Consider the following 26,016-nt stretch of genomic DNA (forward strand, 5'->3'; position numbering starts at 1 on the left):
TTGTTAACATCACCATACGCTTTCTTCACAGAGGAAGAACTCAGATAACTATGATGAAGATCATCAGTTATTTTGAAGGTCAGGTTCGGACGGCAAATTGATAAGGAGTAATGGATGTCAGTACCACTTATTCTGACCTTACTGGCGGGCGCCGCCACCTTTATTGGCGCGTTTCTTGGCGTTCTCGGCCAAAAACCGTCTAACCGCGTGCTGGCTTTTTCGCTGGGCTTCGCCGCAGGGATCATGCTGCTTATCTCGCTGATGGAGATGCTGCCCGCCGCGCTTGATACCGAGGGGATGTCGCCTGTACTGGGCTACGGAATGTTTATTATCGGCCTGTTGGGCTACTTCGGGCTGGACCGCCTGCTTCCTCACGCTCATCCGCAGGATCTGGTGCAAAAAAGACAGCAGCCGCTTCCCGGCTCGATAAAACGCACTGCGATTTTATTGACGCTCGGCATTAGCCTGCACAACTTTCCGGAAGGGATCGCCACCTTTGTCACTGCCAGCAGCAATCTTGAACTGGGTTTCGGCATCGCACTGGCGGTGGCGTTGCACAATATTCCTGAAGGTCTGGCGGTTGCCGGCCCGGTTTATGCCGCGACGGGCTCAAAACGTACCGCGATTTTTTGGGCCGGTATCTCCGGCATGGCGGAAATTCTTGGCGGCGTACTGGCGTGGCTGATTTTGGGCAGCCTGGTTTCACCGATCGTTATGGCGGCTATCATGGCGGCAGTCGCCGGCATTATGGTGGCGCTCTCCGTCGATGAACTGATGCCGCTGGCAAAAGAGATCGATCCTAACAATAACCCCAGCTATGGCGTGCTTTGCGGTATGTCCATCATGGGGCTCAGTCTCGTCATTTTGCAGACGATAGGTATCGGTTAAGAGAAACGTCGCGCCGGATGCAGGCCTTTAGCCAGGCAACATCCGGCTGCCCGTCAAGGATATGCGCTATTTCTGCTCATTCATCACGCTGTCGCCTTCGCTCGTCTGGCGAAAACGTTTCGTTCGCGCTTCAAGTAATGCATCTCTGTCCTGCCGAAACGCTCTGCAATAACGCTTCATATGGCAAATATACCCTACTACCACCAGAACGATTAATATTATCCAATACCAGGCAATAAACATCCTTTTTACCCTTAAAATTTAACATCGCTAAACATTTAACGTTAAAATTTTACATACCCTTATTTTGACGTATTCATATACTGGCATATTTGTGGAACAAATAAATGATTTTGATCATATAAATCAGTGGTGAAACACAATAATGAAAGAGGTATTAAGCAGAAAACAATGTCGATAAGATCACACTTCGTACTAATTTATATTGTTCTTAAAATATCACACTCCTACTATCGACTCACTCAGGCAATTAAAAAATATTGATACAGAATATACTTTAAAATAAGTAACAGCATCATGACTTATATTTAAAGACCAATCATTTACCTCATTTATTATTCATAAAAACATAGTATATTCAGAAGTATTATATTTAGAAGTTGTATATAAGGAGATATATCCATGTTTGACCAATACCGGAAAACAATACTTGCCGGCGCCGTCGCACTGACATGCGGACTCACCGCAGCCAGTACGTTTGCCGCAGGTTTTCAACCGGCACAGCCCGCAGGGAAATTAGGCGCAGTCGTTGTCGATCCTTACGGAAATGCCCCTCTCACCGCGCTGGTGGAATTAGATAGCCATATTATTTCAGACGTTAAAGTTACTGTACATGGCAAAGGGGAAAAAGGCGTTCCTGTTACTTATACCGTTGGGAAAGAGTCTTTAGAAACCTATGACGGTATTCCTATTTTTGGCCTTTATCAGAAATTTGCCAACAACGTCACGGTAGAATATAAAGAAAACGGCAAAGCCATGAAGGATGACTATGTGGTGCAGACGTCCGCCATCGTCAACCATTATATGGATAACCGTTCTATTTCAGATCTTCAGCAAACGAAAGTTATTAAAGTCGCGCCAGGATTTGAAGATCGCCTTTATCTGGTAAATACCCATACCTTTACGCCGCAGGGCGCTGAATTTCACTGGCACGGCGAAAAAGATAAAAATGCGGGTATTCTTGATGCCGGTCCGGCGGGCGGTGCTTTGCCTTTCGATATCGCCCCTTATACGTTTGTGGTTGACACCCAGGGTGAATACCGCTGGTGGCTGGATCAAGATACCTTCTACGACGGCCACGATATGAATATCAACAAACGCGGCTACCTGATGGGTATTCGTGAAACGCCTCGCGGCACCTTTACCGCGGTGCAGGGCCAACACTGGTACGAGTTTGACATGATGGGGCAAATTCTTGCCGATCACAAACTGCCGCGCGGGTTCCTGGATGCGTCTCATGAATCCATCGAAACCGTGAACGGCACCGTACTGCTGCGCGTCGGCAAACGCGATTACCGCAAAGAAGACGGCATACATGTTCATACGATTCGTGACCAAATCATTGAGGTTGATAAGTCTGGCCGCGTAGTAGACGTTTGGGATTTAACCAAAATCCTCGACCCTATGCGTGATGCGCTGCTCGGCGCGCTGGATGCGGGCGCAGTATGCGTGAACGTCGATCTGGCCCATGCCGGACAGCAGGCGAAACTCGAACCGGATACGCCGTATGGCGATGCGCTTGGCGTTGGTGCCGGTCGTAACTGGGCGCACGTCAACTCTATCGCTTATGACGCGAAAGACGACTCCATCATCCTTTCTTCCCGCCATCAGGGTATTGTAAAAATTGGTCGCGATAAGCAGGTGAAATGGATACTGGCACCGTCTAAAGGCTGGAATAAGCAGCTAGCCAGTAAATTGCTGAAACCGGTAGACGATCATGGTAAGCCGTTGACCTGTGACGAAAACGGCAAGTGTAAGGACACCGATTTCGATTTCACCTATACCCAACATACGGCATGGCTTTCCAGCAAAGGCACGTTAACGGTCTTTGATAACGGCGATGGTCGCGGCCTGGAGCAACCGGCTCTACCGACCATGAAATATTCCCGTTTTGTCGAATATAAGATCGATGAGAAGAAAGGCACCGTACAACAAGTTTGGGAATACGGTAAAGAACGTGGATATGATTTCTATAGTCCTATTACCTCGGTTGTTGAATATCAAAAAGACCGCGACACCATGTTCGGCTTTGGCGGTTCTATTAACCTGTTCGACGTTGGTAAACCCACAGTCGGCAAACTGAATGAGATTGACTATAAAACGAAAGAAGTGAAAGTTGAAATTGATGTGCTGTCGGATAAACCCAACCAGACTCACTATCGTGCATTACTGGTTCATCCAACGCAAATGTTTAAATAAATAACGGGAAGGAATTAATATGTCATCTAAATGGATTACCTCTTTATTTAAAAGCGTAGTATTAACCGCGGCATTGGTCACTCCTTTTGCGGCATCGGCTTTTACCGAGGGCACAGATTATATGGTTCTGGAGAAACCGATTCCTAATGCGGATAAAACGCTGATTAAGGTATTTAGCTACGCCTGCCCTTTCTGCTACAAATATGACAAAGCCGTAACAGGTCCGGTTTCTGATAAAGTAGCCGATCTCGTTACGTTCACTCCGTTCCACCTGGAAACAAAAGGCGAATATGGCAAACAGGCCAGCGAAGTATTTGCAGTCCTGATCGCCAAAGATAAAGCTGCCGGGATTTCGTTATTTGATGCTAAATCACAATTCAAAAAAGCGAAGTTCGCCTGGTATGCGGCTTACCATGATAAGAAAGAGCGCTGGTCAGATGGGAAAGATCCGGCGGCATTTATTAAAACCGGGCTGGACGCCGCAGGCATGAGCCAGGCTGATTTTGAAGCGGCGCTGAAAGATCCTGCCGTTCAGGAGACTCTGGAAAAATGGAAAGCCGCCTATGACGTTGCCAAAATTCAGGGTGTTCCGGCTTACGTCGTCAACGGCAAGTACCTTATCTATACCAAAAACATCAAATCCATCGATTCTATGGCTGAACTCGTTCGGGAACTGGCCACTAAAAAATAAGCAGGGAAACGATTATGGATTTTATTAAGGGATTATGGCGAGACCTACGCGCAAGACCAGTAGATACGCTGGTGAGATGGCAGGAACAGCGCTTTCTGTGGCTGTTAATGGCCATCGCGATGGGAGGGTTAATTATCCTGGCGCACTCGTTCTTCCAAATCTATCTCTACATGGCGCCGTGCGAACAGTGTGTTTACATTCGTTACGCGATGTTTGTGATGGTAATTGGCGGGGTGATTGCGGCGATAAATCCCAAAAATATCGTGCTGAAGCTGATTGGCTGCATCGCGGCGTTTTATGGCAGCATTATGGGCATTAAGTTTTCTATTAAGCTTAATGGTATCCATCATGCGGTACATAATGCGGACCCCGATTCACTTTTTGGCGTGCAAGGATGTTCGACTGACCCGACCTTTCCTTTCAACTTACCGTTGGCGGAATGGGCACCGGAGTGGTTTAAACCTACCGGAGACTGCGGTTATGACGCGCCTATCGTCCCTGATGGCGTAACGCTCAGTAGCGTACAGCAGTGGTTTGTCGATCTCTACCAGCAGTCCGAAGGCTGGTATCTGCTTCCGCCCTGGCACTTTATGAACATGGCGCAGGCATGTATGTTGGCCTTTGGGTTGTGCCTGATTCTGCTGCTGGTGATGAGCGGCGCCTGGGCATTGAAACTGGCCAGAGGCAAATAACCTGAATAGATAAACCAAAGCAGAGGTCTGCATTCAGGCCTCTGCTTTTCTCACAATAATTTTACCATTCAGCTTATTCGTCGTTCTTTGAAACTGAACAATATGGCACCGAAGGAATACAAAAAAGCCGATGACATCTCATCGGCTTTTTTCAACCATGATCCGTTCGATCAGCTGGCTTTGCGCTCATGCGCCTGGCGGTAAGCCACCAGATCTTCAATCGTGACTACCGCCATATTATGCTGGCCTGCAAACGCGATACACTCCGGCGCGCGCGCCATCGTCCCATCGTCGTTAGTCAACTCGCACAGTACACCTGCAGGTTTAAAACCGGCCAGCGTCATCAGATCGATGGTCGCCTCCGTATGACCCCCGCGCGTCAGCACGCCGCCCGCCTGAGCGCGCAGTGGGAAAACGTGCCCCGGACGGTTAAGATCGGACGGTTTTGCGCCATCCTTAATTGCCGCACGCACCGTAGTGACACGGTCAGCGGCGGAAACGCCGGTGGTCACGCCTTCTGCGGCTTCAATGGTCACGGTAAAACCGGTGCCGTAGGCGCTGGTGTTGTTTTCCACCATCATTGGCAAGTCGAGCTGCTTACGACGATCTTCAGTAATACACAGGCAAACAATACCGCTACCGTGACGAATGGTTAACGCCATCTGTTCTACGGTCATCGTCTCTGCGGGGAAAATCATATCGCCTTCGTTTTCACGATCTTCATCATCAAGCACCATCACACCGCGTCCTTCACGCAGCGCATCCAGTGCAAGTTCAACACGTTCAAAAGGCGTACCAAAAGAGGAAAGTAGCGTCTGATTCATGGTAAAAAAACCTCATTAACATTATGGTTACCAGAATCAGGGCAGTCTTAGGAGTGCCGACAAGCGGCAAAAAAATAACGTGAGCGGGTCCATGCCCGACTGGATCGTTACCCTCTCCCATCCGGACTTTAACCGTCGGCCCCGGAATTACACCGGATCTGCTGACCTTTTCGCTATGGCAAAAAGCGCTCGCGGGCTTTCAACCTGCTCTCCGCGTTCCGTCACGGCGCGCCGTGATGAGAAATGCGTTAAACATCGCTGATTTACCGCCGGTGGGGAATTTCGCCCCGCCCTGAGAATAAGCGGGTTAACTATAACGCTATTGATTACCTTCATCAACGCCTTTACTCCGTATGACGTCACACAATTCTGGTTTATGGCGTCCACATATCGCACTACAATAAGAGCTAACACTTACCAGTTCAGGGAAACCACAATGATTGACCCGAAAAAAATTGAGCAAATCGCACGCCAGGTTCATGAGTCAATGCCGAAAGGTATTCGCGAGTTCGGGGAAGATATCGAGAAAAAAATCCGTCAAACGCTGCAATCTCAGCTGACGCGTCTCGATCTGGTGAGCCGCGAAGAGTTTGATGTCCAGACTCAGGTCTTGCTGCGCACCCGGGAAAAACTGGCGCTGCTGGAGCAACGCCTCAGCGAACTGGAAGCTCGCGACAAGCCTGAAGAAGTAAAACCTGCGCCCGCCATCCCGCCAGTCGATCCACAAGAGTAAAAACGTGAACGGGCCTGACGGCCCGCTCATATAAGATCTGAATAATGTCCTGCGCCTGTATAAGGGAGCCTGCATTAGTGTTCTAATTCTAACCTTTTCGCCTGAGTCGCCTGCTGGCAGTAAAGCGCGTAACGCTTGCAAAACCAGTCGCGATGCTCCTCGTCCATATTGCCGGTTACCGCCTGGATATCAACAGGACGCCCCTCCGCCTGCATTCTGGCAAAACTGCGCGCCAGAAAATCAAAATTATTTAGTGAATAGACGTTATTGTTGTTCATCAGCATACCCTCCAGTTATTGAATTCTGTTAAGGCTATATGCTTTTTCTAATTTCAGTATTTCCCTATATGTACGGCGGTTTTATACATAACGTGCGCAAATTTAATGCGCAAAATCACAATATTCACCAAAGATAACGACGGATAAATCGCTTTTCGGACTTAAGGAGATATGGGTCACATGATATTGTAACGCAATGAAATAACAAGCATGAAAATTATCACGCGAACATCCTTCTGAAGGCGGCGACAAGGATAGAAAATATGACCTTATTTGCGGAGTATAACAGCCCCTATCTGTTTGCCATCGCGTTCGTTTTCTTTATCGGCGTGCTGGAGATGATTTCGCTGATTTTTGGCCACTTTCTTTCAGGCGCGCTCGACGCCCATCTCGATCATTATGACGCCCTGTCATCCGGCCCTGCGGGCCAGGCGCTTCATTATCTGAATATTGGACGCGTTCCCGCCCTGGTCGTCCTCTGTCTATTGGCCGGTTATTTCGGCCTCTTCGGTATCCTCATCCAGCATGGCGGGATCATGCTCTGGCAAGCGCCGCTCAGCAATCTGCTGCTGGTCCCGTTGAGCATTGTCCTGTCGGTCTTTGCCGTGCATTACAGCGGAAAAATCCTCGCGCCCTGGCTACCCAGAGATGAAAGCTCCGCCCTCCGGGAAGAGGAATTTATCGGCGGCATGGCGATTATTACCGGCCACGCCGCCGTCGCCGGTACACCTTGCGAAGGAAAATTTACCGATAAGTTCGGCCAGATTCACTATTTACTGCTGGAACCCGAAAAGGGAAAAGAATTTAAAAAAGGAGACAAGGTGCTGATTGTCTGCCGACTTTCCGCAACGCGTTATTTGGCTGAGCGTACCTTCTATGTTTAATTGAGAGGAACTTACATAATGGATGATGTTTTTGGCATATTGCCATCATGGATGTTTACCGCCATCGTTGCGGTTATCGTCTTACTAATTATCGGGATCATTTTTGCTCGCCTCTATCGCCGCGCATCTGCGGAACAGGCGTTTGTCCGTACCGGGCTTGGCGGGCAAAAAGTGGTGATGAGCGGCGGCGCTATTGTGATGCCAATCTTTCACGAAATTATTCCGATCAATATGAATACCCTAAAACTTGAAGTCAGCCGTGCTACCGTCGACAGCCTGATCACCAAAGATCGTATGCGCGTTGACGTGGTCGTTGCTTTCTTCGTACGTGTAAAACCCTCTGTTGAAGGTATTGCCACCGCCGCACAAACGCTTGGCCAGCGAACGCTGTCGCCGGAAGATCTTCGTATGCTGGTTGAGGATAAATTCGTTGACGCCTTACGCGCTACCGCGGCCCAGATGACGATGCATGAGCTACAGGATACGCGTGAAAACTTCGTTCAGGGCGTACAAAACACCGTTGCGGAAGATTTGTCGAAAAACGGCCTGGAGCTGGAAAGTGTCTCATTAACCAACTTTAACCAAACGTCCAAAGAGCATTTCAATCCAAACAATGCCTTTGATGCCGAAGGTCTGACGAAACTGACGCAGGAAACCGAACGCCGCCGTCGTGAACGTAATGAAGTGGAACAGGATGTGGAAGTGGCGGTGCGCGAAAAGAACCGCGACACGCTTGAGCGCAAGCTGGAAATCGAGCAACAAGAAGCCTTTATGACTCTGGAGCAGGAGCAACAGGTTAAAACCCGCACCGCCGAACAAAACGCTAAAATTGCCGCTTTTGAGGCCGAGCGCCATCGTGAAGCAGAACAGACGCGCATTCTTGCTGAGCGGCAGATCCAGGAGACGGAGATCGAACGTGAGCAAGCAGTACGGTCCAGGAAAGTTGAGGCCGAGCGTGAAGTACGTATTAAAGAGATCGAACAGCAACAGGTGACAGAAATCGCCAACCAGACGAAATCTATCGCCATTGCCGCCAAATCCGAGCAGCAATCACAAGCAGAAGCGCGCGCCAACGACGCGCTGGCCGATGCGGTTCGCGCCCAGCAAAACGTAGAAACCACCCGCCAGACCGCCGAAGCGGATCGCGCCAAGCAGGTCGCTCTGATCGCCGCGGCGCAGGATGCGGAAACCAAAGCGGTCGAACTGACCGTTCGGGCAAAAGCAGAGAAAGAAGCGGCAGAATTGCAAGCCGCCGCCATCATCGAACTGGCGGAAGCAACGCGTAAAAAAGGTCTGGCGGAAGCCGAAGCGCAACGGGCGCTGAATGACGCTATCAACGTACTATCTGACGAACAAACCAGCCTCAAATTTAAACTAGCGCTCTTACAATCGTTGCCTGCTGTTATTGAGAAGTCTGTTGAACCGATGAAATCCATCGACGGCATTAAGATTATTCAGGTCGATGGCCTCAATCGCGGCGCGACGGCGGGCGACGTCGCCGCTGGCGGCGCTAACGGGGGAAACCTGGCGGAACAAGCGTTATCTGCCGCGCTCACCTATCGTACCCAGGCACCGCTGATCGATTCGCTGTTAAACGAGATTGGCATCGCTGGCGGCTCGCTAAAGGCGCTGACCACGCCGTTGGTTTCATCGGCAACGGATGAGATTAATCGCGAAGCAACGGTAAAAGAGCAATAACTCCCCGCTATATCTCCTGTCCCTGGCCATAAGGCCGGGGATTTTTTTATCTTTTTTCCACCTTGTCTGTACAAAGCGTTATGACCAGCAGGCCATTTTGCGTGGGCGATCCAGTAACGCAAAATCGGCGGGATAAAGCCCTTGCGCCAGACAGGCCACTCACCAACAATCGCGATGTCAGCAAGGGGCTGAAACGGGAAAGCCCCTCCCGAGGAAGGGGCTGTAATAAGGAAAGGGTTATGATGCACCAGGTCATCATACTGATTGTTCTGTTACTGATAAGTTTCCCAGCTTACTAACAGCCAATCAGAGGGGGGAGAGATCCCCTCTCACCCTTATTCCTTTACTTTAGGTCGAAAAAAAAGCAGCGTCAACCGCGAGATACGCGTCGAAACAAAATGTCCGACGCACCTTCAAAATCAGCGCCCGCAGCGTCTGTAACGCCTGATGACGCGGTTTTACTTCTCGCTCTCGGTCTGGATCTTTTTGATGATATTGGTCGTGGAACAACCATCTTCGAAGTTCAGCACCATGACTTCGCCGCCGTTGGCCCAGACCTCTTCGCTGCCCGCGATCTCTTCCGGCTTATAGTCGCCGCCTTTTACCAGCAGATCCGGCAGAATACCGGCAATCAGTCGTTGCGGCGTATCCTCTTCAAAAGAGACAACCCAGTCGACCGACTCCAGCGCGCCCAGCACGATCATACGCTGTTCGAGCGGATTAACCGGACGGCTGTCGCCTTTCAGACGTTTAGTCGAGGCGTCACTATTGACCGCAACAATCAGGCGGTCGCCCAGTTTGCGCGCGTTCGCCAGATAAGAGACGTGGCCCGCGTGCAGAATATCGAAAACGCCGTTGGTCATGACCACTTTCTCGCCACGCTTACGCGCGCTGGCGACGGCCTGTCTCAACTCCTCTTCGGTCATAACGCCGAAGCCGGTATCCGCGCGTCCGCGCACTGCGTTTTCCAGCTCAATAGGGGAAACCGTTGACGTCCCGAGTTTACCTACCACTACGCCCGCCGCCGCATTGGCGAAATAACACGCCTCTTCCAGGGTATTTCCCGCCGCCAGCGTCGCCGCCAGCACGCCGATCACCGTATCGCCCGCACCGGTAACATCATAAACTTCCTGCGCCTGCGTCGGCATATGTAGCGGCGCTTTATTCGGTTGCAGCAGCGTCATTCCCTGTTCGGAACGCGTGACCAACAGCGCGGAAAGGTCGTAATCGGCAATGAGCTTCATGCCGCGTTCAACCAGTTCGTCTTCGCTTTTACATTTCCCCGCGACCGCCTCGAATTCAGAAAGGTTTGGCGTCAGCAGCGTGGCGCCGCGGTAACGTTCAAAATCCGTTCCTTTCGGATCGATGAGCACCGGCACGCCCGCCTGGCGCGCCAGGGAAATCATAGTCTGCACGCTGGTCAGAGCGCCTTTGGCATAATCGGACAACACCAGCGCGCCGATCGATCCCAGCGCCTGGTTGATACGCTCATGCAACGGCTGCGGGTCCCCCCCCTCAAAGCCTTCTTCAAAATCAAGACGAATGAGCTGCTGATTACGTGATAGCACGCGCAGTTTAGTAATTGTCGGATGCGTCGGCACAGAAACGAAGTCGCACTTCACATTGACCTCCGCCAACGTTTTGCTCAGCGCGCGCGCGGCGTCATCAATACCCGTCAGGCCGACCAGACGGACGTTCGCTCCCAGAGACGCAATGTTCATCGCCACGTTCGCCGCGCCGCCCGGACGTTCCTCAACGGTATTTACCTTAACCACGGGCACCGGCGCTTCCGGTGAAATACGGCAAGTGGGGCCATACCAATAGCGATCCAGCATTACATCACCCACAACCATGACGCCTGCACGTTCAAACGCTGGCAGATTTACTTTCATTCCTGTCTCCTGAGAGATTCAAAATTTGCGCGCGATAATAGCATAATTCAAACGGCTACCAGCCACTTCCGCCAGCTTGCCTGCACCAGCGCGCGCTCTTTGCTAAAACACGTCTGCGCCACATGACCGGGAAGCTCCTGCAACGCCAGGTGGTGCAGTTCATCACGCAGTGTGGTGTAGGCTACCGTCAGCGCCTGCGCCTCGTGTTCATCCATAATGCCGTTTTGCGCCAGAAGCTCCAGGATGCGCACGTTATCAGACCAGCGCGTTAATTTAGGTTTTTCATGAGCGTAGCGCAGTACCAGATATTGCGCGATAAACTCAATATCCGTAATACCGCCTTCATCAGCTTTAATATCAAAACGATCACGATGCTTATTGCCGAGATGCGCCCGCATTTTCTCGCGCATTTCACGCACTTCAGTCTGCAATGTCTTGCCGTCGCGCGCCGTCGTCATGATAGTGCGGCGCACCGTATCAAACTGTGAGGTAAGCTGCGGGTCGCCATATACCACGCGAGCGCGTACCAATGCCTGATGTTCCCAGGTCCAGGCTTCATGCTGCTGATAATCGGCAAACGCGTCCGCTGAAGTCACCAGCATTCCCGCCGCGCCAGAGGGGCGTAGACGCGCATCCACCTCATACAAAATGCCGGAGGAAGTGCGCGTACTGAACAGATGCATGATGCGCTGCGCCAGGCGCAGATAAAACTGCCGCCCGTCGATTTCGCGTTCGCCGTTGGTCATGACGTCCATCGGACAGTCATGCAGGAAGATGAGATCCAAATCGGAACTGTAGCCCAGCTCCCATCCGCCCAACTTGCCATAACCGACAACCGCAAACCCCCGCCCCTGGCGCTCGTCCAGATGCGCTGGCTGACCATAACGCGCAACCATTTGCGTCCACGCCTGCTGCACCACAGCATCAATCATCGCCTCCGCCAGCCATGTGAGGTGATCGCTTACTTTCATCACCGGCAGCGTACCGGCAATATCCGCCGCCGCAATCCGCAAAAGCTGTGCCTGTTTAAACTGGCGTAATGCCTCCAGTTGTTGTTCTTCGTCCTCTTCCGGCACGCGCAGCAAATATTGGCGTAATTCGTCGCGGTAAGCGTCGGTAGCCGTCGGCTGATAAAGCGTGCCGGGGTCGAGCAGTTCATCAAGCAACAACGGATAACGCGCCAGTTGGCTCGCTATCATTGGCGAAGCGGCGCAGAGCATAATCAGGTGTTTCAGCGCGCCGGGAAATTCGCTCAGCAGCTCCAGATAGGTGGTGCGAGTGACAATCCCCGCCAGCAACGGCGTTATCCGCGATAGCGTAACAGCGGCGTCTTCGCGAGAACAGACATCAGCAAGCAGGTGCGGCATCAGTTGGTCCAGCACTTGCCGCCCGCGCGGGCCGATAGGGCGTTTATCCAGTTCCTTACGGAAGTCAGCGATGAGGGTCAGAACTTGTCGCCGATCCTCATCGGCTAAATGCGCCAGCACTGGCGTCGAATCATCCTCCTGTAGCGCATCCTGCCATACATCACGCCACGGCTCTGAACGTTCTTCCTCCTGCGGGGTATCGGCTTCATCATCGCCAATTAATTCGTTGAATACGCGGCGTACATTAGCCATATGATCCGTCAGTTCGCCAACAAGCTGCGGCCAGTTCTCCGCCTTCATTCCCCAGGCCAGCCGCGCCCGATTCAGATCGTCGGCAGGCAACGTTTGCGTCTGTTCGTCATTGATGCTTTGCAGCAGATTCTCCAGACGACGTAGAAAAAGATAGGCCACGCGCAGTTGCGCCACGTCATTCTCAGGCAGCAAATGCAGCGCAGCGATAGCATCCAGCGTTGGCAGTAACGAACGCGACTGTAGCGACGGCTCGCGCCCGCCGCGGATGAGCTGGAATACCTGCACGATAAACTCAATTTCCCGAATACCGCCCGCGCCAAGTTTAATGTTGTCTTTCAAACCGCGGCGTCGCACTTCGCGGGCGATCATCCCTTTCATATTACGTAGCGACTGGATGACACTGAAATCGATATAGCGGCGGAAAACGAAAGGCCGCAGCATGGCGCGTAATTCACGAGACCAGGCGTCGTCGTTATCGCCCATTAGCCGCGCTTTCACCATAGCGTAGCGTTCCCAGTCGCGTCCTTGCTCCTGATAGTAATCCTCCAGCGCGGCAAAACTCAGTACCAGCGGGCCGCTGTCGCCAAACGGTCGCAGGCGCATGTCCACCCGATAGACAAAACCATCCATTGTGGGCTGATCCAGCGCTTTGATCAGCCGCTGCCCGAGACGCGTAAAAAACTGGGCGTTATCGAGTTCACGACGCCCGCCCCGAGTCTCGCCATGTTCCGGCCAGGCGAAAATCAGATCGATATCAGACGAAAAATTCAGTTCGCCGCCGCCCAGCTTGCCCATGCCTAAAATCAACAGCGGCTGCGGAACGCCCTGCGGGTTACAGGGGGTTCCCCATTCGCGGCAACAGGCGGCATACAGCCAGTCGCGCGCCCCCACAATGAGCGTCTCCGCCAGATGGCTCAACTGTTGTAAAATAGTCTCATCGTCCACCAGCGACAGCGTCTGCGCCCAGGCGATGCGTACCATGATGCGACGACGAAAAAACCTCAGTTCACGCATCAGCGAGGCATCGTCACAGACACCTGCCAACGCCTCCTGTAACCAGCCAGCATAATGTCGCCATTCATCAGCCTGCGGCGATGCGGATTCCAGTTCGGCAAGCCACTCCGGATGCGCTATCACGCTATCCAGCGCAAAATCGCTAAATGTAAGTACTGACTTCGCCTGCACGCTAAGCGATGTCTCAGTAAATCCTTCTGGTAGGCGCTCAACAACGGTCTGCCAGTACTGCGATAAGGGTGAAGAGAGCGGCGTCATTTAGGGGATATCCTTTAAATAATGCCGGATGGCGGCGTTTCGCCTGATCCGGCCTACAAGTCCGCATACCGTAAGCCTGATAAGCGCAGCGTCATCAGGCGCTTTCTACGGTTCTGATTATCGTTTTCCGCTGTGCAACCAGAACGGCTGCTGGTTAATGGCCTCATTACGGAAATGTTCAATTTCAATACGTTGTCCGGTAAGAATGGCGTGACGCAATCCCTGCCAGTTTTCCAGCCATGCCTGCGCGACCGTCGCATCATAATACCCGGCCAGCAGTAAAACGCTGTCGATATCGCGAGTCAAACGCGGCAACTGGTCGCGATACTTATCACCCAGCGGTTGTCCAAAAACTTTTTTTAATTCAGCAGCATGACGAGAAAGATGAATGTCGGCGAAACGCTTAAAAGAATCGGCCATTTTGGCCTGCGCCTTCGCGTCCAGAAATGGCTGCCAGGCTTTCGTCACCAGCCATTCCGTCAATGCCAGTTTCGCCATCGCCGTTTGCGTACTATAAACGGCTGTGACGGCGGACACCGCGGATGTCATCGTCGCTTCCGCCTGGGTAAGTAGATCACGTAAGTGAGCGCTCGCTTTACGTGGAACAATGCCGCCAAAAAGCATTAAGGCATGGCGCACTAATCCCATAGCATCCAGCACATGTTCTTCCGCCGACTCGTCGCCGCGCAGCCAGAGCTCTTCATGGTACTGCCACTGTGACAACGCCAGATCCAGCGAGACCTCCAGCCCTTGCTCTACCGTGGCTTTCGCGGCAGTCCGCAGAATTGCCGTTGGTGTATTCTCTCGCGGCGCATTCCCCTGCGCCAGGTGATAACCTCGCGCCGCCTTACTCAGACTGCCCTGACGCAAACCGGTTTGCGACAGCAGTTGCTTCGCCAGTTTTAACACGGCGCGCGTATCGCCGCGAAGCAACTCAAGCTCCAGCTCACAAATCGGTTCGGCAAACTCGCCCGCTTTTACGTCGCCGAGATCGAGCGCAATTTCAATCCTGCTGCCATCAACGTCCAGACACCATTTTTCCCGGTAAAAATCGGTACTGAACAGCGGCTGTACGCTTGATGCCAGGCCGGCGGGCAGGTTACCATCCGGCCAGACCTCCGCCGGAAGTTGCGTCAGATCCAGCACGGGTTCGCTTAGCGCGACATTGTATTCGGGTCGCTGGTGCAGCCCGCCCGTTACCCGGCCGGCAATTTTCATGGTCATTTCATAGCGCCCATTTTCACCACGAATACGCAGCCCCATATCATGGCGGCGTAGCCAGTTATCAGGCGTTTCGAAGTAGATATTCAGCAACTGGCTGGGCGCATGATGCTCGCCGCCGAGCGTATGAAGATGATTTCGCAGCGCATCTACGGCGTCGTGATTGACGATAAACTTTAATTCGATTTCCTGAGCCATGGCCTTGTACTTATGGGTTATGTCACATCTGGGAAGATTCTTGGCGAACTTACCCGCATTATTTTTGTCAGTAGATAGTATTTTGCGCCAAATTGCCATGCAACGAGCAATTTGACGGGCGTAAAAGTTTGACGTAGCGGCAAAGGCGACACAGATGATTCCGATTGATGTCGACTACTTTGCGTAGCGACACTGATGCCGTTACTATCGTTCCACTTTCTCTGACAATAACGACAGCCTGATGCCAAAATTACGCCTGATTGGACTAACTTTACTTGCGCTTAGCGCCACCGCCGTCTCTCATGCTGAAGAGACGCGTTACGTTTCTGATGAACTGAATACCTGGGTCCGCAGCGGTCCGGGAGATAATTATCGCCTTGTGGGTACCGTCAACGCCGGCGAGGAAGTCACGCTCTTACAGAGCGATGCCAACTATGGTCAAATTAAAGACAGTTCTGGTCGTACTGCCTGGATACCGTTAAAAGAACTGAATACCACACCAAGCCTGCGTACCCGCGTGCCGGATCTGGAAAATCAGGTCAAAACGTTGACCGATAAACTCAACAATATTGATACCACGTGGAATCAGCGCACCGCCGATATGCAGCAGAAAGTGGCGCAAAGCGACAGCATCATCAACGGGCTAAAAGAAGAGAACCAGAAGCTGAAAAACGAGCTGATTGTCGCGCAGAAAAAAGTTAGCGCCGCGAATCTGCAACTGGATGACAAACAGCGCACCATTATTATGCAGTGGTTTATGTATGGCGGCGGCGTATTGGGTATTGGCTTGCTGTTAGGGCTGGTGCTGCCGCATATGATCCCAAGCCGTAAACGCAAAGACCGCTGGATGAACTAAATCGCCTTCTCTGCGGCACTGTCTTATCATTAGAGGATGATCGTTTTTAAAAGGAAAGTGGCGTGAAGATTTATCTGGTCGGTGGTGCGGTTCGGGATGCGTTGTTAGGGCTACCGGTTAAAGATAAAGATTGGGTCGTTGTCGGCGCCACGCCGCAGGAGATGCTTGATGCGGGCTACCAGCAGGTAGGCCGTGATTTTCCTGTGTTTCTCCACCCGCAAACTCACGAAGAATATGCGCTGGCGCGTACCGAGCGTAAATCCGGTTCCGGCTACACGGGCTTCACCTGTTATGCCGCGCCGGACGTTACCCTGGAAGCCGACCTCCAGCGTCGCGATCTGACCATTAATGCTCTGGCGCGCGACGATGACGGCCAGATTATCGACCCTTACCACGGGCGCCGGGATCTGGAGGCGCGTCTACTGCGACATGTCTCTCCCGCGTTTGGCGAAGATCCCTTGCGCGTATTGCGCGTGGCGCGTTTTGCCGCCCGTTACGCTCATCTTAGTTTCCGTATCGCCGATGAAACACTGGCGCTAATGCGCGAAATGACCGCGGCAGGCGAGCTGGAACATCTGACGCCGGAACGGGTATGGAAAGAGACGGAAAATGCGCTTACCACCCGTAATCCGCAGGTTTACTTCCAGGTATTGCGCGACTGCGGCGCCCTGCGCGTCCTGTTTCCGGAAATCGACGCCCTGTTTGGCGTACCCGCGCCGGCAAAGTGGCATCCGGAAATTGATACCGGAGTTCATACGTTGATGACGCTGTCGATGGCCGCCATGCTCAGTCCGCAGCTTGATGTTCGTTTCGCCACGCTTTGTCATGACCTGGGCAAAGGCTTAACGCCGAAAAACCTCTGGCCGCGCCATCATGGCCACGGCCCGGCGGGCGTGAAACTGGTCGAACAGCTATGCCAGCGTTTGCGCGTCCCCAATGACCTACGTGATTTAGCTAAACTGGTCGCCGAGTACCATGATCTGATCCACACCTTTCCGATACTCCAGCCGAAAACGATCGTTAAGCTGTTTGACGCCATTGATGCATGGCGTAAACCGCAGCGCGTCGAGCAGATTGCGCTGACCAGCGAAGCCGATGTCCGTGGACGTACCGGCTTTGAAGCGTCGGATTACCCGCAGGGGCGCTGGCTGCGCGAAGCCTGGCAGGTGGCCCAAGCGGTACCGACGAAAGAGGTGGTGGAGGCCGGATTTAAGGGCATTGAGATTCGCGAGGAGCTGACGAAGCGACGAATTGCAGCGGTCGCCAACTGGAAAGAGAAGCGCTGCCCGAACCCCGCCAGCTAAACGCCATCCAGCACGATAAATTGCCTGATGGCGCTGCACTTATCAGACCGACAAAACAGTTAGGCCGGACAAGGCGGTACGCCGCCATCCGGCAGGTCAATCATCAGAAGAAAACAACGTAAACGGCAGCCGCCACCACAAAGCGGTAAATCGCAAACGGAATAAACGAGATACGCTTAATCAGTTGCAGGAAGGTCTTGATAGCGATCAGCGCCACCACAAACGCCGTCACAAAGCCCACTGCGAACATCGGAATATCCGCTGCGGTCAGGAATGACCAACTTTTGTAGAGATCCAGAACCGTTGCGCCCATCATCATCGGCACAGCCAGTAAGAACGAGAACTCAGAGGCGGCGTAACGGCTGACGCCCATCAGCATCCCACCGGAAATGGTCGCTCCGGAACGCGAGAAGCCCGGCCACAGCGCCAGACACTGGAAACAGCCAATCATAAACGCCTGACGATACGTCATATCATCCAGCCCCGACGCGCGCGGTTCTTTCGGCTTCAGGCACTCGGCGGCAATCAGCAACAGACCGCCTACCACCAGCGCGTACATCACGTTAATTGGGTTAAATAGCGACTTGATCGTGTCATGAAAGACTAACCCCAGCACCACCGCCGGAATCATGCCCAGCAGGATGTGAATCAACGTTAATCGACCTTTACTTTCACCTTCACGCTGTAGCGGGCGGCCAAAGTGAATACCGATGAGGCCAAACAACCGCCGCCAGAACATCACCACGACCGCCAGAATAGATCCAAGTTGAATCACCACTTCGAATGTCTTGGCCGTATCGCCTTCAAACCCCAGCAGATGACCCACAATAATCATATGGCCCGTGCTGGATACCGGCAAAAACTCCGTCAATCCTTCGACCACACCCAAAATTGCCGCTATCAGCAGCGAGTGCATATCGCTCATCAATAAACCCCTAAAATGAAAAACACTGCAAAAATGGATCTCGCGTTAAGACCCCATATATAACCGTTTGGTTTAAAAAATATAAAATTATTTATTTTTATTTCAGATTATTGCCACGCTCAATAATTACCCCTACGTTCGCCGCGCGCGCGACGGCGCCAGGCTTGCTCAGTTTGATGCGAACCCACGGAGAATTGAATCGGCTAAGCAGCAGATCCGCCACCTCTTCCGCCACGCGCTCGACCAGAGCAAAACGCCCGCCTTCGACATGATTTATCACCGTGTCGGCGATATCCGCATAACTTAGACAATCTGCGACATCATCGCTTTTCGCCGACTTACGGTTATCCCACGCCATTTCGATATCGAACACCAGTTTTTGCTCGATAGTCTGTTCCCAGTCGTAAACACCGATAGTGGTGATTACCGAAAGTTGCTCTATAAATACAATATCCATCACGACCTGCCTGCTTTTTGGCTAACCCGGATACCACTTCCGGCGAAATGTGCGTATTATCCACAGAAATAGTAAATAAAACGACACTTTCAATACGGAACAGCTTATGAGTGCAATCGCGCCTGGAATGATCCTCTTCGCGTACCTCTGCGGCTCAATTTCCAGTGCCATTCTGGTTTGCCGCATCGCCGGGCTGCCCGATCCGCGAGAAAGCGGCTCCGGCAACCCGGGCGCGACGAACGTATTACGAATCGGTGGCAAGGGAGCGGCTGTCGCGGTACTTATTTTTGACATCCTTAAAGGCATGTTGCCCGTCTGGGGCGCGTATGCGTTAGGCGTTACCCCTTTCTGGCTGGGGCTTATCGCTATCGCCGCCTGTCTGGGGCATATCTGGCCGGTCTTTTTTGGCTTTAAAGGCGGGAAAGGCGTAGCAACCGCGTTTGGCGCCATTGCGCCCATCGGCTGGGATTTAACCGGCGTCATGGCTGGCACCTGGCTGCTGACGGTCCTGTTAAGCGGTTATTCATCGTTAGGGGCGATTGTCAGCGCCTTGATTGCGCCGTTTTACGTCTGGTGGTTTAAACCGCAGTTCACCTTCCCGGTATCGATGCTGTCATGTCTCATTTTGCTGCGCCATCATGACAACATCCAGCGTCTGTGGCGTCGCCAGGAGACGAAAATCTGGACGAAGCTGAAAAAGAAACGCCAGAAAGATTGAGCTGGAACTGCGTCTGGAAGAGGGCCTCAACCGTCTGGGGATCGGCTCACAAGGGTTGACCGGCAATAGCTTGGTGATGGGCGTACATATCGAATCCGCCGCGCGTCACCCTTCCACCATTGGCGTGGTTAGGCGCGATTTTCGGCCTGATCTTCCTGGTGCTGCTGATCGTCTCCAGGCTGTTGTGGATGCCCGTCGTTTTGCTGTAAACCCGTTGGGGCGGCATGATGTCGCCCCCTTTCTCCGCTTTTACGCCGCCGGCAGCTCGGCCAGCGGCCAGCGCGGACGTACCGTTACGCCAAGATCCGCCGTAACGCCCGCCTTAAACCGCACCATTCCGGCATAGGCGATCATCGCCCCGTTGTCAGTACAAAACTCCGGACGCGCATAGAACACTTCGCCGCGGCGTTTTTGCATCATTTCGGCAAGCTTCGCGCGCAGCGTGCGGTTAGCGCTGACGCCGCCCGCCATGACCAGACGCTTAAAACCGGTGCTTTCCAGCGCGCGCTTGCACTTGATCATCAGCGTATCCACGACCGCATCTTCAAAAGCGCGCGCGATATCAGCGCGAGTTTGTTCGTCGCCGCCATTACTACGAATGGTGTTAGCGGCAAAGGTTTTCAGACCGGAAAAACTAAAATCCAGCCCCGGGCGATCGGTCATCGGGCGCGGAAAGACAAAACGTCCCGCCGTCCCCTGCGACGCCATTTTCGACAGCATCGGGCCGCCAGGATAATCCAGCCCCAACAATTTGGCGGTTTTATCAAACGCTTCACCGGCGGCATCGTCAATCGACTCTCCCAGCAGTTCGTACTGACCGATTCCGGTCACGCTAATGAGCTGCGTATGTCCGCCGGAGACCAGTAGCGCCACAAACGGGAATTCCGGGGGATTATCTTCCAGCATTGGCGCCAGCAGATGACCTTCCATATGGTGTACAGGAATGGCCGGCACATTCCAGGCAAATGCCAGCGAACGCCCGACGGTTGCGCCGACCAGCAGCGCGCCGACCAGGCCCGGGCCTGCGGTATAGGCCACCGCGTCGATATCGCTCGCCGTCAGACCGGCTTCTTTTAATGCCGCCTGAATCAGCGGCACGGTTTTACGCACATGATCGCGGGAAGCCAGTTCAGGCACTACGCCGCCGTAGTCAGCATGTAATTTCACCTGACTATACAATTGGTTGGCTAACAGACCTTTTTTGTCGTCGTAAATAGCGATGCCGGTTTCATCGCAGGATGTTTCAATACCCAGTACACGCATGACTTGTTTTACCTCGCTCTAATACCGCGCAGTGTAGGTCGAATGCGGGTGGATGTATACCCTCAGTCCCGACTTCGTGTATACTCCCTCACCTTATAAAAGTCCCGTTCAAAAAAGGCCGCGGTGCTTTACAAAGCAGCAGCAATTGCAGTAAAATTCCGCACCATTTTGAAATAAGCTGGCGTTGATGCCAGCGGCAAACCGAATTAATCAAAGGTGAGAGGCACATGCCGGTAATTAAAGTACGTGAAAACGAGCCGTTCGACGTAGCTCTGCGTCGCTTCAAGCGTTCCTGCGAAAAAGCAGGTGTTCTGGCGGAAGTTCGTCGTCGTGAGTTCTATGAAAAACCGACGACCGAACGTAAGCGCGCTAAAGCTTCTGCAGTGAAACGTCACGCGAAGAAACTGGCTCGCGAAAACGCACGCCGTACTCGTCTGTACTAATCTTTTGAGAGCGGGCTGCTCTCAATTCAGATCGAGTTGTAGTTGTAAGGCCGTGCTTCCGAAAGGAATGCGCGGCTTGTTTTCGTTTATGCATTAGCATATACACAAAATCATTCATGCTGCGTCCAGGCGGCAAGAGAGCAAGTCCCCGGCGCTTACGCAAGTCAGCGACAGGGGTGAGCAAACGTAGCCAACACTACGCAGCCTGAAGAATGACGTGTATAAAAGGGGCATATGGCTGGACGAATCCCACGCGTATTCATTAATGACCTGCTGGCGAGAACCGATATCGTCGATCTGATCGACGTGCGCGTAAAACTCAAGAAACAGGGCAAGAACTATCACGCGTGTTGTCCATTCCATAATGAGAAAACCCCTTCTTTCACCGTAAACGGTGAAAAACAGTTTTATCACTGCTTTGGATGCGGCGCGCATGGCAATGCGATCGACTTTTTAATGAATTACGACAAACTCGAATTTGTCGAAACCGTCGAAGAATTAGCGGCCATGCATAACCTGGAAATTCCCTATGAAGCAGGCACCGGGCTTAGCCAGATAGAGCGCCATCAACGGCAAAACCTCTATCAGTTGATGAATGGTCTGAATGACTTTTATCAGCAGTCGCTTACCCATCCTGCGGCAAAACCTGCGCGTGACTATCTGCAAAAGCGCGGTCTGAGCGCTGAAATTATTCAGCGTTTCGCCATTGGCTTCGCGCCGCCAGGGTGGGATAACGCGTTAAAGCGCTTCGGTAATAACAGCGATAACAAGGCATTGTTGCTGGATGCCGGGATGCTGGTCAATAACGAGCAGGGCAGCACTTACGATCGTTTCCGTAATCGGGTCATGTTCCCTATTCGGGACAAACGCGGCAGGGTGATTGGTTTTGGCGGTCGAGTACTGGGGAACGACACGCCGAAATACCTTAACTCTCCGGAAACGGACATTTTCCATAAAGGCCGCCAGCTATATGGTCTTTATGAGGCTCAGCAATATAGTGCTGAACCGCAACGCTTGCTTGTGGTCGAAGGTTATATGGATGTCGTCGCACTAGCGCAATACGACATTAACTATGCGGTCGCTTCGCTGGGTACCTCAACCACGGCAGACCATATGCATATGTTATTCCGGGCGACGAACAACGTAATTTGCTGTTACGACGGCGACCGGGCTGGCCGTGATGCCGCCTGGAGAGCGCTGGAAACAGCAATGCCTTATATGACCGACGGTCGGCAGGTACGCTTTATGTTTTTACCTGACGGCGAAGACCCGGATACGCTGGTGCGTAAAGAAGGCAAGGCGGCTTTTGAAGCGCGGATGGAGCAGGCGCAGCCGCTCTCTACGTTTCTGTTTAATAGCCTCCTGCCGCAGGTGGATTTAAGCTCGCCGGATGGCAGCACGCAGTTAGCCGCACTGGCGCTGCCGCTCATTAATCAGGTGCCTGGCGACGCACACCGTATTCAGTTGCGCCAGACGTTGGGGCTGAAGTTAGGCATTTTCGATGATAGTCAGCTTGATCATTTAGTGCCAAAACAGGCGGAAAGCGGCGTTTCCCGCCCGGCTCCGCAGCTAAAACGCACGACCATGCGTATACTGATAGGATTACTGGTGCAAAATCCGGATCTCGCGCCGTTAGTGCCGCCCTTAGACGCGCTGGATCAGAATAAGCTGCCTGGACTTGGCTTATTTAAAGAATTGGTCAAAACTTGTTTGGCTCAGCCAGGTCTTACTACCGGACAACTTCTGGAACTCTACCGTGGCACAAATGATGCTGCGACCCTTGAAAAATTATCGATGTGGGACGATATAGCAGATAAGGCGATTGCCGAAAAGACCTTTACCGACTCACTCAACCATATGTTTGATTCGCTGCTGCAACTGCGACAAGAAGAGCTGATCGCTCGCGATCGCACTCACGGTTTAAGCAGCGAAGAACGCCGAGAGCTCTGGACGTTAAACCAGGAGCTGGCCAGAAAATGAATTTAACGGCTTAAATGCCGCATATCGATCGGGAAGCCCCCGACAGCCGCAGTGAGAGGCAGCGGCCAAAATATAAGTATGCCCTCGCTTTAAATGTCGACAGCTATACCGTCGACACCAATCAAACGAATAAGTGTGGATACCGTCTTATGGAGCAAAACCCGCAGTCACAGCTGAAACTTCTTGTCACCCGTGGTAAGGAGCAAGGCTATCTGACCTATGCTGAGGTCAATGACCATCTGCCGGAAGATATCGTCGATTCAGATCAAATTGAAGATATCATCCAAATGATCAACGACATGGGTATTCAGGTAATGGAAGAAGCGCCTGATGCCGATGATCTGCTGCTGGCTGAAAATACCACCAGCACCGATGAAGATGCGGAAGAAGCTGCTGCACAAGTTCTGTCCAGTGTTGAGTCTGAAATCGGTCGTACGACTGACCCGGTACGCATGTATATGCGTGAAATGGGCACTGTTGAACTGTTGACCCGGGAAGGCGAAATCGACATCGCTAAACGTATCGAAGACGGGATCAACCAGGTTCAATGCTCCGTTGCCGAATACCCGGAAGCCATTACCTATCTGCTGGAACAGTACGATCGCGTTGAGGCTGAAGAGGCTCGTTTGTCCGATCTTATCACCGGCTTTGTCGATCCGAACGCGGAAGAAGAGATGGCGCCGACCGCAACTCACGTCGGTTCTGAACTCTCCCAGGAAGACCTGGATGATGACGAAGACGAAGATGAAGAAGACGGCGACGATGACGCCGCCGATGACGACAACAGCATTGACCCTGAACTGGCACGCGAAAAATTCGCTGAGCTGCGCGCGCAATACGTCGTTACGCGCGACACCATCAAAGCGAAAGGCCGCAGCCATGCTGCCGCGCAGGAAGAGATTCTGAAGCTGTCTGAAGTGTTCAAACAGTTCCGTCTGGTACCGAAGCAATTCGACTATCTGGTCAACAGTATGCGCGTGATGATGGATCGCGTGCGTACCCAGGAACGTCTGATCATGAAGCTCTGCGTCGAGCAGTGCAAAATGCCGAAGAAGAACTTTATCACGCTGTTTACCGGTAACGAAACCAGCGAAACCTGGTTCAACGCCGCTATCGCGATGAACAAACCGTGGTCGGAAAAACTGCACGATGTCGCGGAAGAAGTGCAACGCTGTCTGCAAAAACTGCGGCAGATTGAAGAAGAGACCGGTCTGACCATCGAACAGGTGAAAGACATCAACCGTCGAATGTCCATCGGGGAAGCGAAAGCCCGCCGTGCGAAGAAAGAGATGGTTGAAGCGAACTTACGTCTGGTTATTTCTATCGCTAAGAAATACACCAACCGTGGCTTGCAGTTCCTTGATCTGATTCAGGAAGGCAACATCGGTCTGATGAAAGCGGTAGATAAGTTTGAATACCGTCGCGGCTACAAGTTCTCCACCTATGCAACCTGGTGGATCCGTCAGGCGATCACCCGTTCTATCGCCGATCAGGCGCGCACCATCCGTATTCCGGTGCATATGATTGAGACCATCAACAAGCTCAACCGTATTTCTCGCCAGATGCTGCAAGAGATGGGCCGCGAGCCAACGCCGGAAGAGCTGGCTGAACGGATGCTGATGCCGGAAGATAAAATTCGTAAGGTGCTGAAGATTGCCAAAGAGCCAATCTCCATGGAAACGCCGATCGGCGACGATGAAGATTCGCATCTGGGTGATTTCATCGAGGATACCACCCTCGAGCTGCCGCTGGACTCTGCCACTACCGAGAGCCTGCGTGCCGCCACTCACGACGTTTTGGCTGGCCTGACCGCTCGTGAAGCGAAAGTGCTGCGTATGCGTTTCGGTATCGATATGAACACCGACCACACGCTGGAAGAAGTGGGTAAACAGTTCGATGTTACCCGCGAACGTATCCGTCAGATCGAAGCGAAGGCGCTGCGTAAACTGCGCCACCCGAGCCGTTCTGAAGTGCTGCGCAGCTTCCTCGACGATTAATTCGCCGCACACGTATAAACGCCGCCGCAAGGCGGCGTTTTTTTATCAGGCCATGCGCAAGCGCCCTATTTGGCCTGCAGAATTTCTACACAGCGCGAGTATTCGCGCCCTCATTCCCCATTGCTATAGCCCACTCATAATGAGCGCTTGATCCAGTTCGCGATAGGCCTCGACCAGTTTTTCCGTTTTAATTCGGTTTAAGCCACTGGGATTCGGCAACACCCACACCATCGTCGCGCCAATGGCGATCTTTTGTTTACCCCAGGCGATACCACGCTGGCTGAATCCCTGTTCAAAAGCCTGTTTACCAAGCACCGCCAGCGCTGCGGGCTGGTAGTCCTCTATTTTTTCAATCAGGTTGCGTCCGCCGCTACGTAATTCATGCAACTTCACCTCAGTCGCTTGTACCGTCGGTCGATCGACGAGTTTCGTTACCCCGCAGCGAAAATCCAGTAATTTTTCCGCCTCTTCCGGTTTCAACTGTCGATCGGTGAAACCGGCCAAATGAATAACTTTCCAAAAACGATTCGCGGGATGTGCAAACGGAAAGCCGGTATTCGCCGAGGAGAGTCCCGGATTGATGCCGCAAAAAACCACCCGTAGCCCTGGCGCCAGTATGTCCTTAACCATTATTACTCCTGAGCAATACAACGTTCTTTAAGTATAACGGGTTGAAAACACATTGTTTATAAAAACAGCACCCGCACGGTTACGGCTGGATTACAGCGTAAAGTTACATTATAA

General features: G+C 52.6%; 24 protein-coding genes, 2 pseudogenes and 1 riboswitch. Of the genes and pseudogenes, 16 read left to right on the forward strand and 10 right to left on the reverse strand.

The annotated features are described in order from the left end of the window. The first annotated feature begins 114 nt into the window (after positions 1–114). Positions 115–888, forward strand: coding sequence for a zinc transporter ZupT (zupT, locus tag N7E69_RS05040; protein WP_000115874.1), 774 nt, complete (start codon positions 115–117; stop codon positions 886–888). Positions 889–954: 66 nt separating this feature from the next. On the opposite strand, the gene N7E69_RS05045 is transcribed toward zupT, so the two are convergent. Then, positions 955–1,131, reverse strand: coding sequence for a hypothetical protein (locus tag N7E69_RS05045; RefSeq protein WP_000469259.1), 177 nt, complete (start codon positions 1,129–1,131; stop codon positions 955–957). Between the two features lie 399 nt (positions 1,132–1,530). Between N7E69_RS05045 and N7E69_RS05050 the strand changes: the two genes are divergently transcribed. From N7E69_RS05050 to dsbI, 3 genes are read left to right on the forward strand one after another with little or no spacing between them, the layout of a single operon-like run. Next, positions 1,531–3,327: an aryl-sulfate sulfotransferase gene (locus tag N7E69_RS05050; RefSeq protein ID WP_000460259.1), complete on the forward strand. Its 1,797-nt coding sequence runs from the start codon at positions 1,531–1,533 to the stop codon at positions 3,325–3,327. Between the two features lie 19 nt (positions 3,328–3,346). Beyond that, entirely contained in the window at positions 3,347–4,018 is a 672-nt protein-coding gene (locus N7E69_RS05055; protein ID WP_000096230.1) for a thiol:disulfide interchange protein DsbA/DsbL, read from the forward strand. A gap of 14 nt (positions 4,019–4,032) precedes the next feature. Then, the gene (dsbI, locus tag N7E69_RS05060) at positions 4,033–4,710 is read left to right on the forward strand and encodes a protein-disulfide oxidoreductase DsbI (protein ID WP_000345576.1); all 678 of its coding nucleotides are present in this window, start codon (positions 4,033–4,035) and stop codon (positions 4,708–4,710) included. 170 nt (positions 4,711–4,880) lie between these two features. On the opposite strand, the gene ribB is transcribed toward dsbI, so the two are convergent. Next, entirely contained in the window at positions 4,881–5,534 is a 654-nt protein-coding gene (gene ribB, locus N7E69_RS05065; RefSeq protein WP_001076978.1) for a 3,4-dihydroxy-2-butanone-4-phosphate synthase, read from the reverse strand. Between the two features lie 105 nt (positions 5,535–5,639). Beyond that, positions 5,640–5,838: riboswitch (FMN riboswitch) on the reverse strand. 132 nt (positions 5,839–5,970) lie between these two features. On the opposite strand from ribB, the gene ubiK reads away from it, so the two are divergent. Further along, the gene (ubiK, locus tag N7E69_RS05070) at positions 5,971–6,267 is read left to right on the forward strand and encodes a ubiquinone biosynthesis accessory factor UbiK (protein ID WP_000566824.1); all 297 of its coding nucleotides are present in this window, start codon (positions 5,971–5,973) and stop codon (positions 6,265–6,267) included. A gap of 74 nt (positions 6,268–6,341) precedes the next feature. Here the strand turns inward: ubiK and glgS are convergent, their stop codons facing one another. Continuing rightward, positions 6,342–6,551, reverse strand: coding sequence for a cell surface composition regulator GlgS (gene glgS, locus N7E69_RS05075; RefSeq protein WP_000928927.1), 210 nt, complete (start codon positions 6,549–6,551; stop codon positions 6,342–6,344). A 257-nt stretch (positions 6,552–6,808) separates the two neighbouring features. Here glgS and N7E69_RS05080 point away from each other — a divergent pair, with 257 nt between their 5' ends. The 3 genes from N7E69_RS05080 to N7E69_RS05090 all read left to right on the forward strand — a co-directional run bounded on the left by N7E69_RS05080 (position 6,809) and on the right by N7E69_RS05090 (position 9,426). Then, entirely contained in the window at positions 6,809–7,429 is a 621-nt protein-coding gene (locus N7E69_RS05080) for an OB-fold-containig protein (protein ID WP_000171739.1), read from the forward strand. Between the two features lie 18 nt (positions 7,430–7,447). Beyond that, positions 7,448–9,127 (forward strand): flotillin family protein, encoded by a 1,680-nt coding sequence (locus N7E69_RS05085; RefSeq protein ID WP_000342889.1) that lies wholly within the window; start codon positions 7,448–7,450, stop codon positions 9,125–9,127. 239 nt (positions 9,128–9,366) lie between these two features. After that, positions 9,367–9,426 carry a type I toxin-antitoxin system Ibs family toxin gene (locus N7E69_RS05090; protein ID WP_192936148.1) on the forward strand — a complete coding sequence of 20 codons (60 nt, stop codon included), beginning with the start codon at positions 9,367–9,369 and terminating at the stop codon, positions 9,424–9,426. 159 nt (positions 9,427–9,585) lie between these two features. On the opposite strand, the gene hldE is transcribed toward N7E69_RS05090, so the two are convergent. The 3 genes from hldE to N7E69_RS05105 all read right to left on the reverse strand — a co-directional run bounded on the left by hldE (position 9,586) and on the right by N7E69_RS05105 (position 15,329). Beyond that, complete coding sequence (gene hldE / locus N7E69_RS05095) at positions 9,586–11,019, reverse strand: bifunctional D-glycero-beta-D-manno-heptose-7-phosphate kinase/D-glycero-beta-D-manno-heptose 1-phosphate adenylyltransferase HldE (protein WP_000867685.1); 1,434 nt, start codon at positions 11,017–11,019, stop codon at positions 9,586–9,588. Between the two features lie 47 nt (positions 11,020–11,066). After that, positions 11,067–13,910 carry a bifunctional [glutamate--ammonia ligase]-adenylyl-L-tyrosine phosphorylase/[glutamate--ammonia-ligase] adenylyltransferase gene (gene glnE / locus N7E69_RS05100; protein ID WP_000188305.1) on the reverse strand — a complete coding sequence of 948 codons (2,844 nt, stop codon included), beginning with the start codon at positions 13,908–13,910 and terminating at the stop codon, positions 11,067–11,069. A 117-nt stretch (positions 13,911–14,027) separates the two neighbouring features. Continuing rightward, positions 14,028–15,329: an inorganic triphosphatase gene (locus N7E69_RS05105; RefSeq protein WP_000046228.1), complete on the reverse strand. Its 1,302-nt coding sequence runs from the start codon at positions 15,327–15,329 to the stop codon at positions 14,028–14,030. 241 nt (positions 15,330–15,570) lie between these two features. On the opposite strand from N7E69_RS05105, the gene N7E69_RS05110 reads away from it, so the two are divergent. The 3 genes and pseudogenes from N7E69_RS05110 to N7E69_RS24530 all read left to right on the forward strand — a co-directional run. Next, a complete protein-coding gene (locus N7E69_RS05110; RefSeq protein ID WP_001125341.1) occupies positions 15,571–16,185 on the forward strand; it encodes a TIGR04211 family SH3 domain-containing protein in 615 nt (204 codons plus the stop codon). Positions 16,186–16,247: 62 nt separating this feature from the next. Then, on the forward strand, positions 16,248–17,489 hold the full coding sequence (locus N7E69_RS05115) for a multifunctional CCA addition/repair protein (protein WP_000708447.1): 1,242 nt from the start codon (positions 16,248–16,250) through the stop codon (positions 17,487–17,489). A 20-nt stretch (positions 17,490–17,509) separates the two neighbouring features. Next, positions 17,510–17,594: pseudogene (locus N7E69_RS24530) on the forward strand (hypothetical protein); the annotation flags it as partial. Here N7E69_RS24530 and bacA read toward each other — a convergent pair. Together bacA and folB are read right to left on the reverse strand one after the other, a co-directional pair. Next, positions 17,593–18,414, reverse strand: a complete 822-nt coding sequence (bacA, locus tag N7E69_RS05120; RefSeq protein ID WP_001281934.1) for an undecaprenyl-diphosphate phosphatase — start codon at positions 18,412–18,414, stop codon at positions 17,593–17,595. The pseudogene N7E69_RS24530 and the gene bacA overlap by 2 nt on opposite strands. Before the next feature lie 97 nt (positions 18,415–18,511). After that, positions 18,512–18,871: a bifunctional dihydroneopterin aldolase/7,8-dihydroneopterin epimerase gene (gene folB / locus N7E69_RS05125; RefSeq protein WP_000355776.1), complete on the reverse strand. Its 360-nt coding sequence runs from the start codon at positions 18,869–18,871 to the stop codon at positions 18,512–18,514. Between the two features lie 106 nt (positions 18,872–18,977). On the opposite strand from folB, the gene plsY reads away from it, so the two are divergent. Continuing rightward, complete coding sequence (plsY, locus tag N7E69_RS05130) at positions 18,978–19,589, forward strand: glycerol-3-phosphate 1-O-acyltransferase PlsY (RefSeq protein WP_001272784.1); 612 nt, start codon at positions 18,978–18,980, stop codon at positions 19,587–19,589. Then, positions 19,573–19,716, forward strand: a pseudogene (locus tag N7E69_RS05135) (fumarate hydratase); the annotation flags it as partial. The gene plsY and the pseudogene N7E69_RS05135, both read left to right, overlap by 17 nt. 122 nt (positions 19,717–19,838) lie before the next feature. Here the strand turns inward: N7E69_RS05135 and tsaD are convergent. Next, positions 19,839–20,852, reverse strand: a complete 1,014-nt coding sequence (gene tsaD, locus N7E69_RS05140; RefSeq protein WP_001264394.1) for a tRNA (adenosine(37)-N6)-threonylcarbamoyltransferase complex transferase subunit TsaD — start codon at positions 20,850–20,852, stop codon at positions 19,839–19,841. 227 nt (positions 20,853–21,079) lie between these two features. On the opposite strand from tsaD, the gene rpsU reads away from it, so the two are divergent. From rpsU to rpoD, 3 genes are all read left to right on the forward strand, one after another. Continuing rightward, the gene (rpsU, locus tag N7E69_RS05145) at positions 21,080–21,295 is read left to right on the forward strand and encodes a 30S ribosomal protein S21 (RefSeq protein ID WP_001144069.1); all 216 of its coding nucleotides are present in this window, start codon (positions 21,080–21,082) and stop codon (positions 21,293–21,295) included. Positions 21,296–21,529: 234 nt separating this feature from the next. Further along, positions 21,530–23,275, forward strand: a complete 1,746-nt coding sequence (gene dnaG / locus N7E69_RS05150; protein ID WP_000918859.1) for a DNA primase — start codon at positions 21,530–21,532, stop codon at positions 23,273–23,275. 14 nt (positions 23,276–23,289) lie between these two features. Continuing rightward, positions 23,290–25,272 carry an RNA polymerase sigma factor RpoD gene (gene rpoD, locus N7E69_RS05155; protein WP_001120159.1) on the forward strand — a complete coding sequence of 661 codons (1,983 nt, stop codon included), beginning with the start codon at positions 23,290–23,292 and terminating at the stop codon, positions 25,270–25,272. Between the two features lie 123 nt (positions 25,273–25,395). On the opposite strand, the gene mug is transcribed toward rpoD, so the two are convergent. Further along, on the reverse strand, positions 25,396–25,902 hold the full coding sequence (gene mug, locus N7E69_RS05160; protein WP_000237777.1) for a G/U mismatch-specific DNA glycosylase: 507 nt from the start codon (positions 25,900–25,902) through the stop codon (positions 25,396–25,398). Between the last annotated feature and the right edge of the window lie 114 nt (positions 25,903–26,016).

This window comes from Salmonella sp. 3C (assembly GCF_025426275.1).
GTDB classification, from domain to species: Bacteria; Pseudomonadota; Gammaproteobacteria; order Enterobacterales; family Enterobacteriaceae; genus Salmonella; species Salmonella enterica.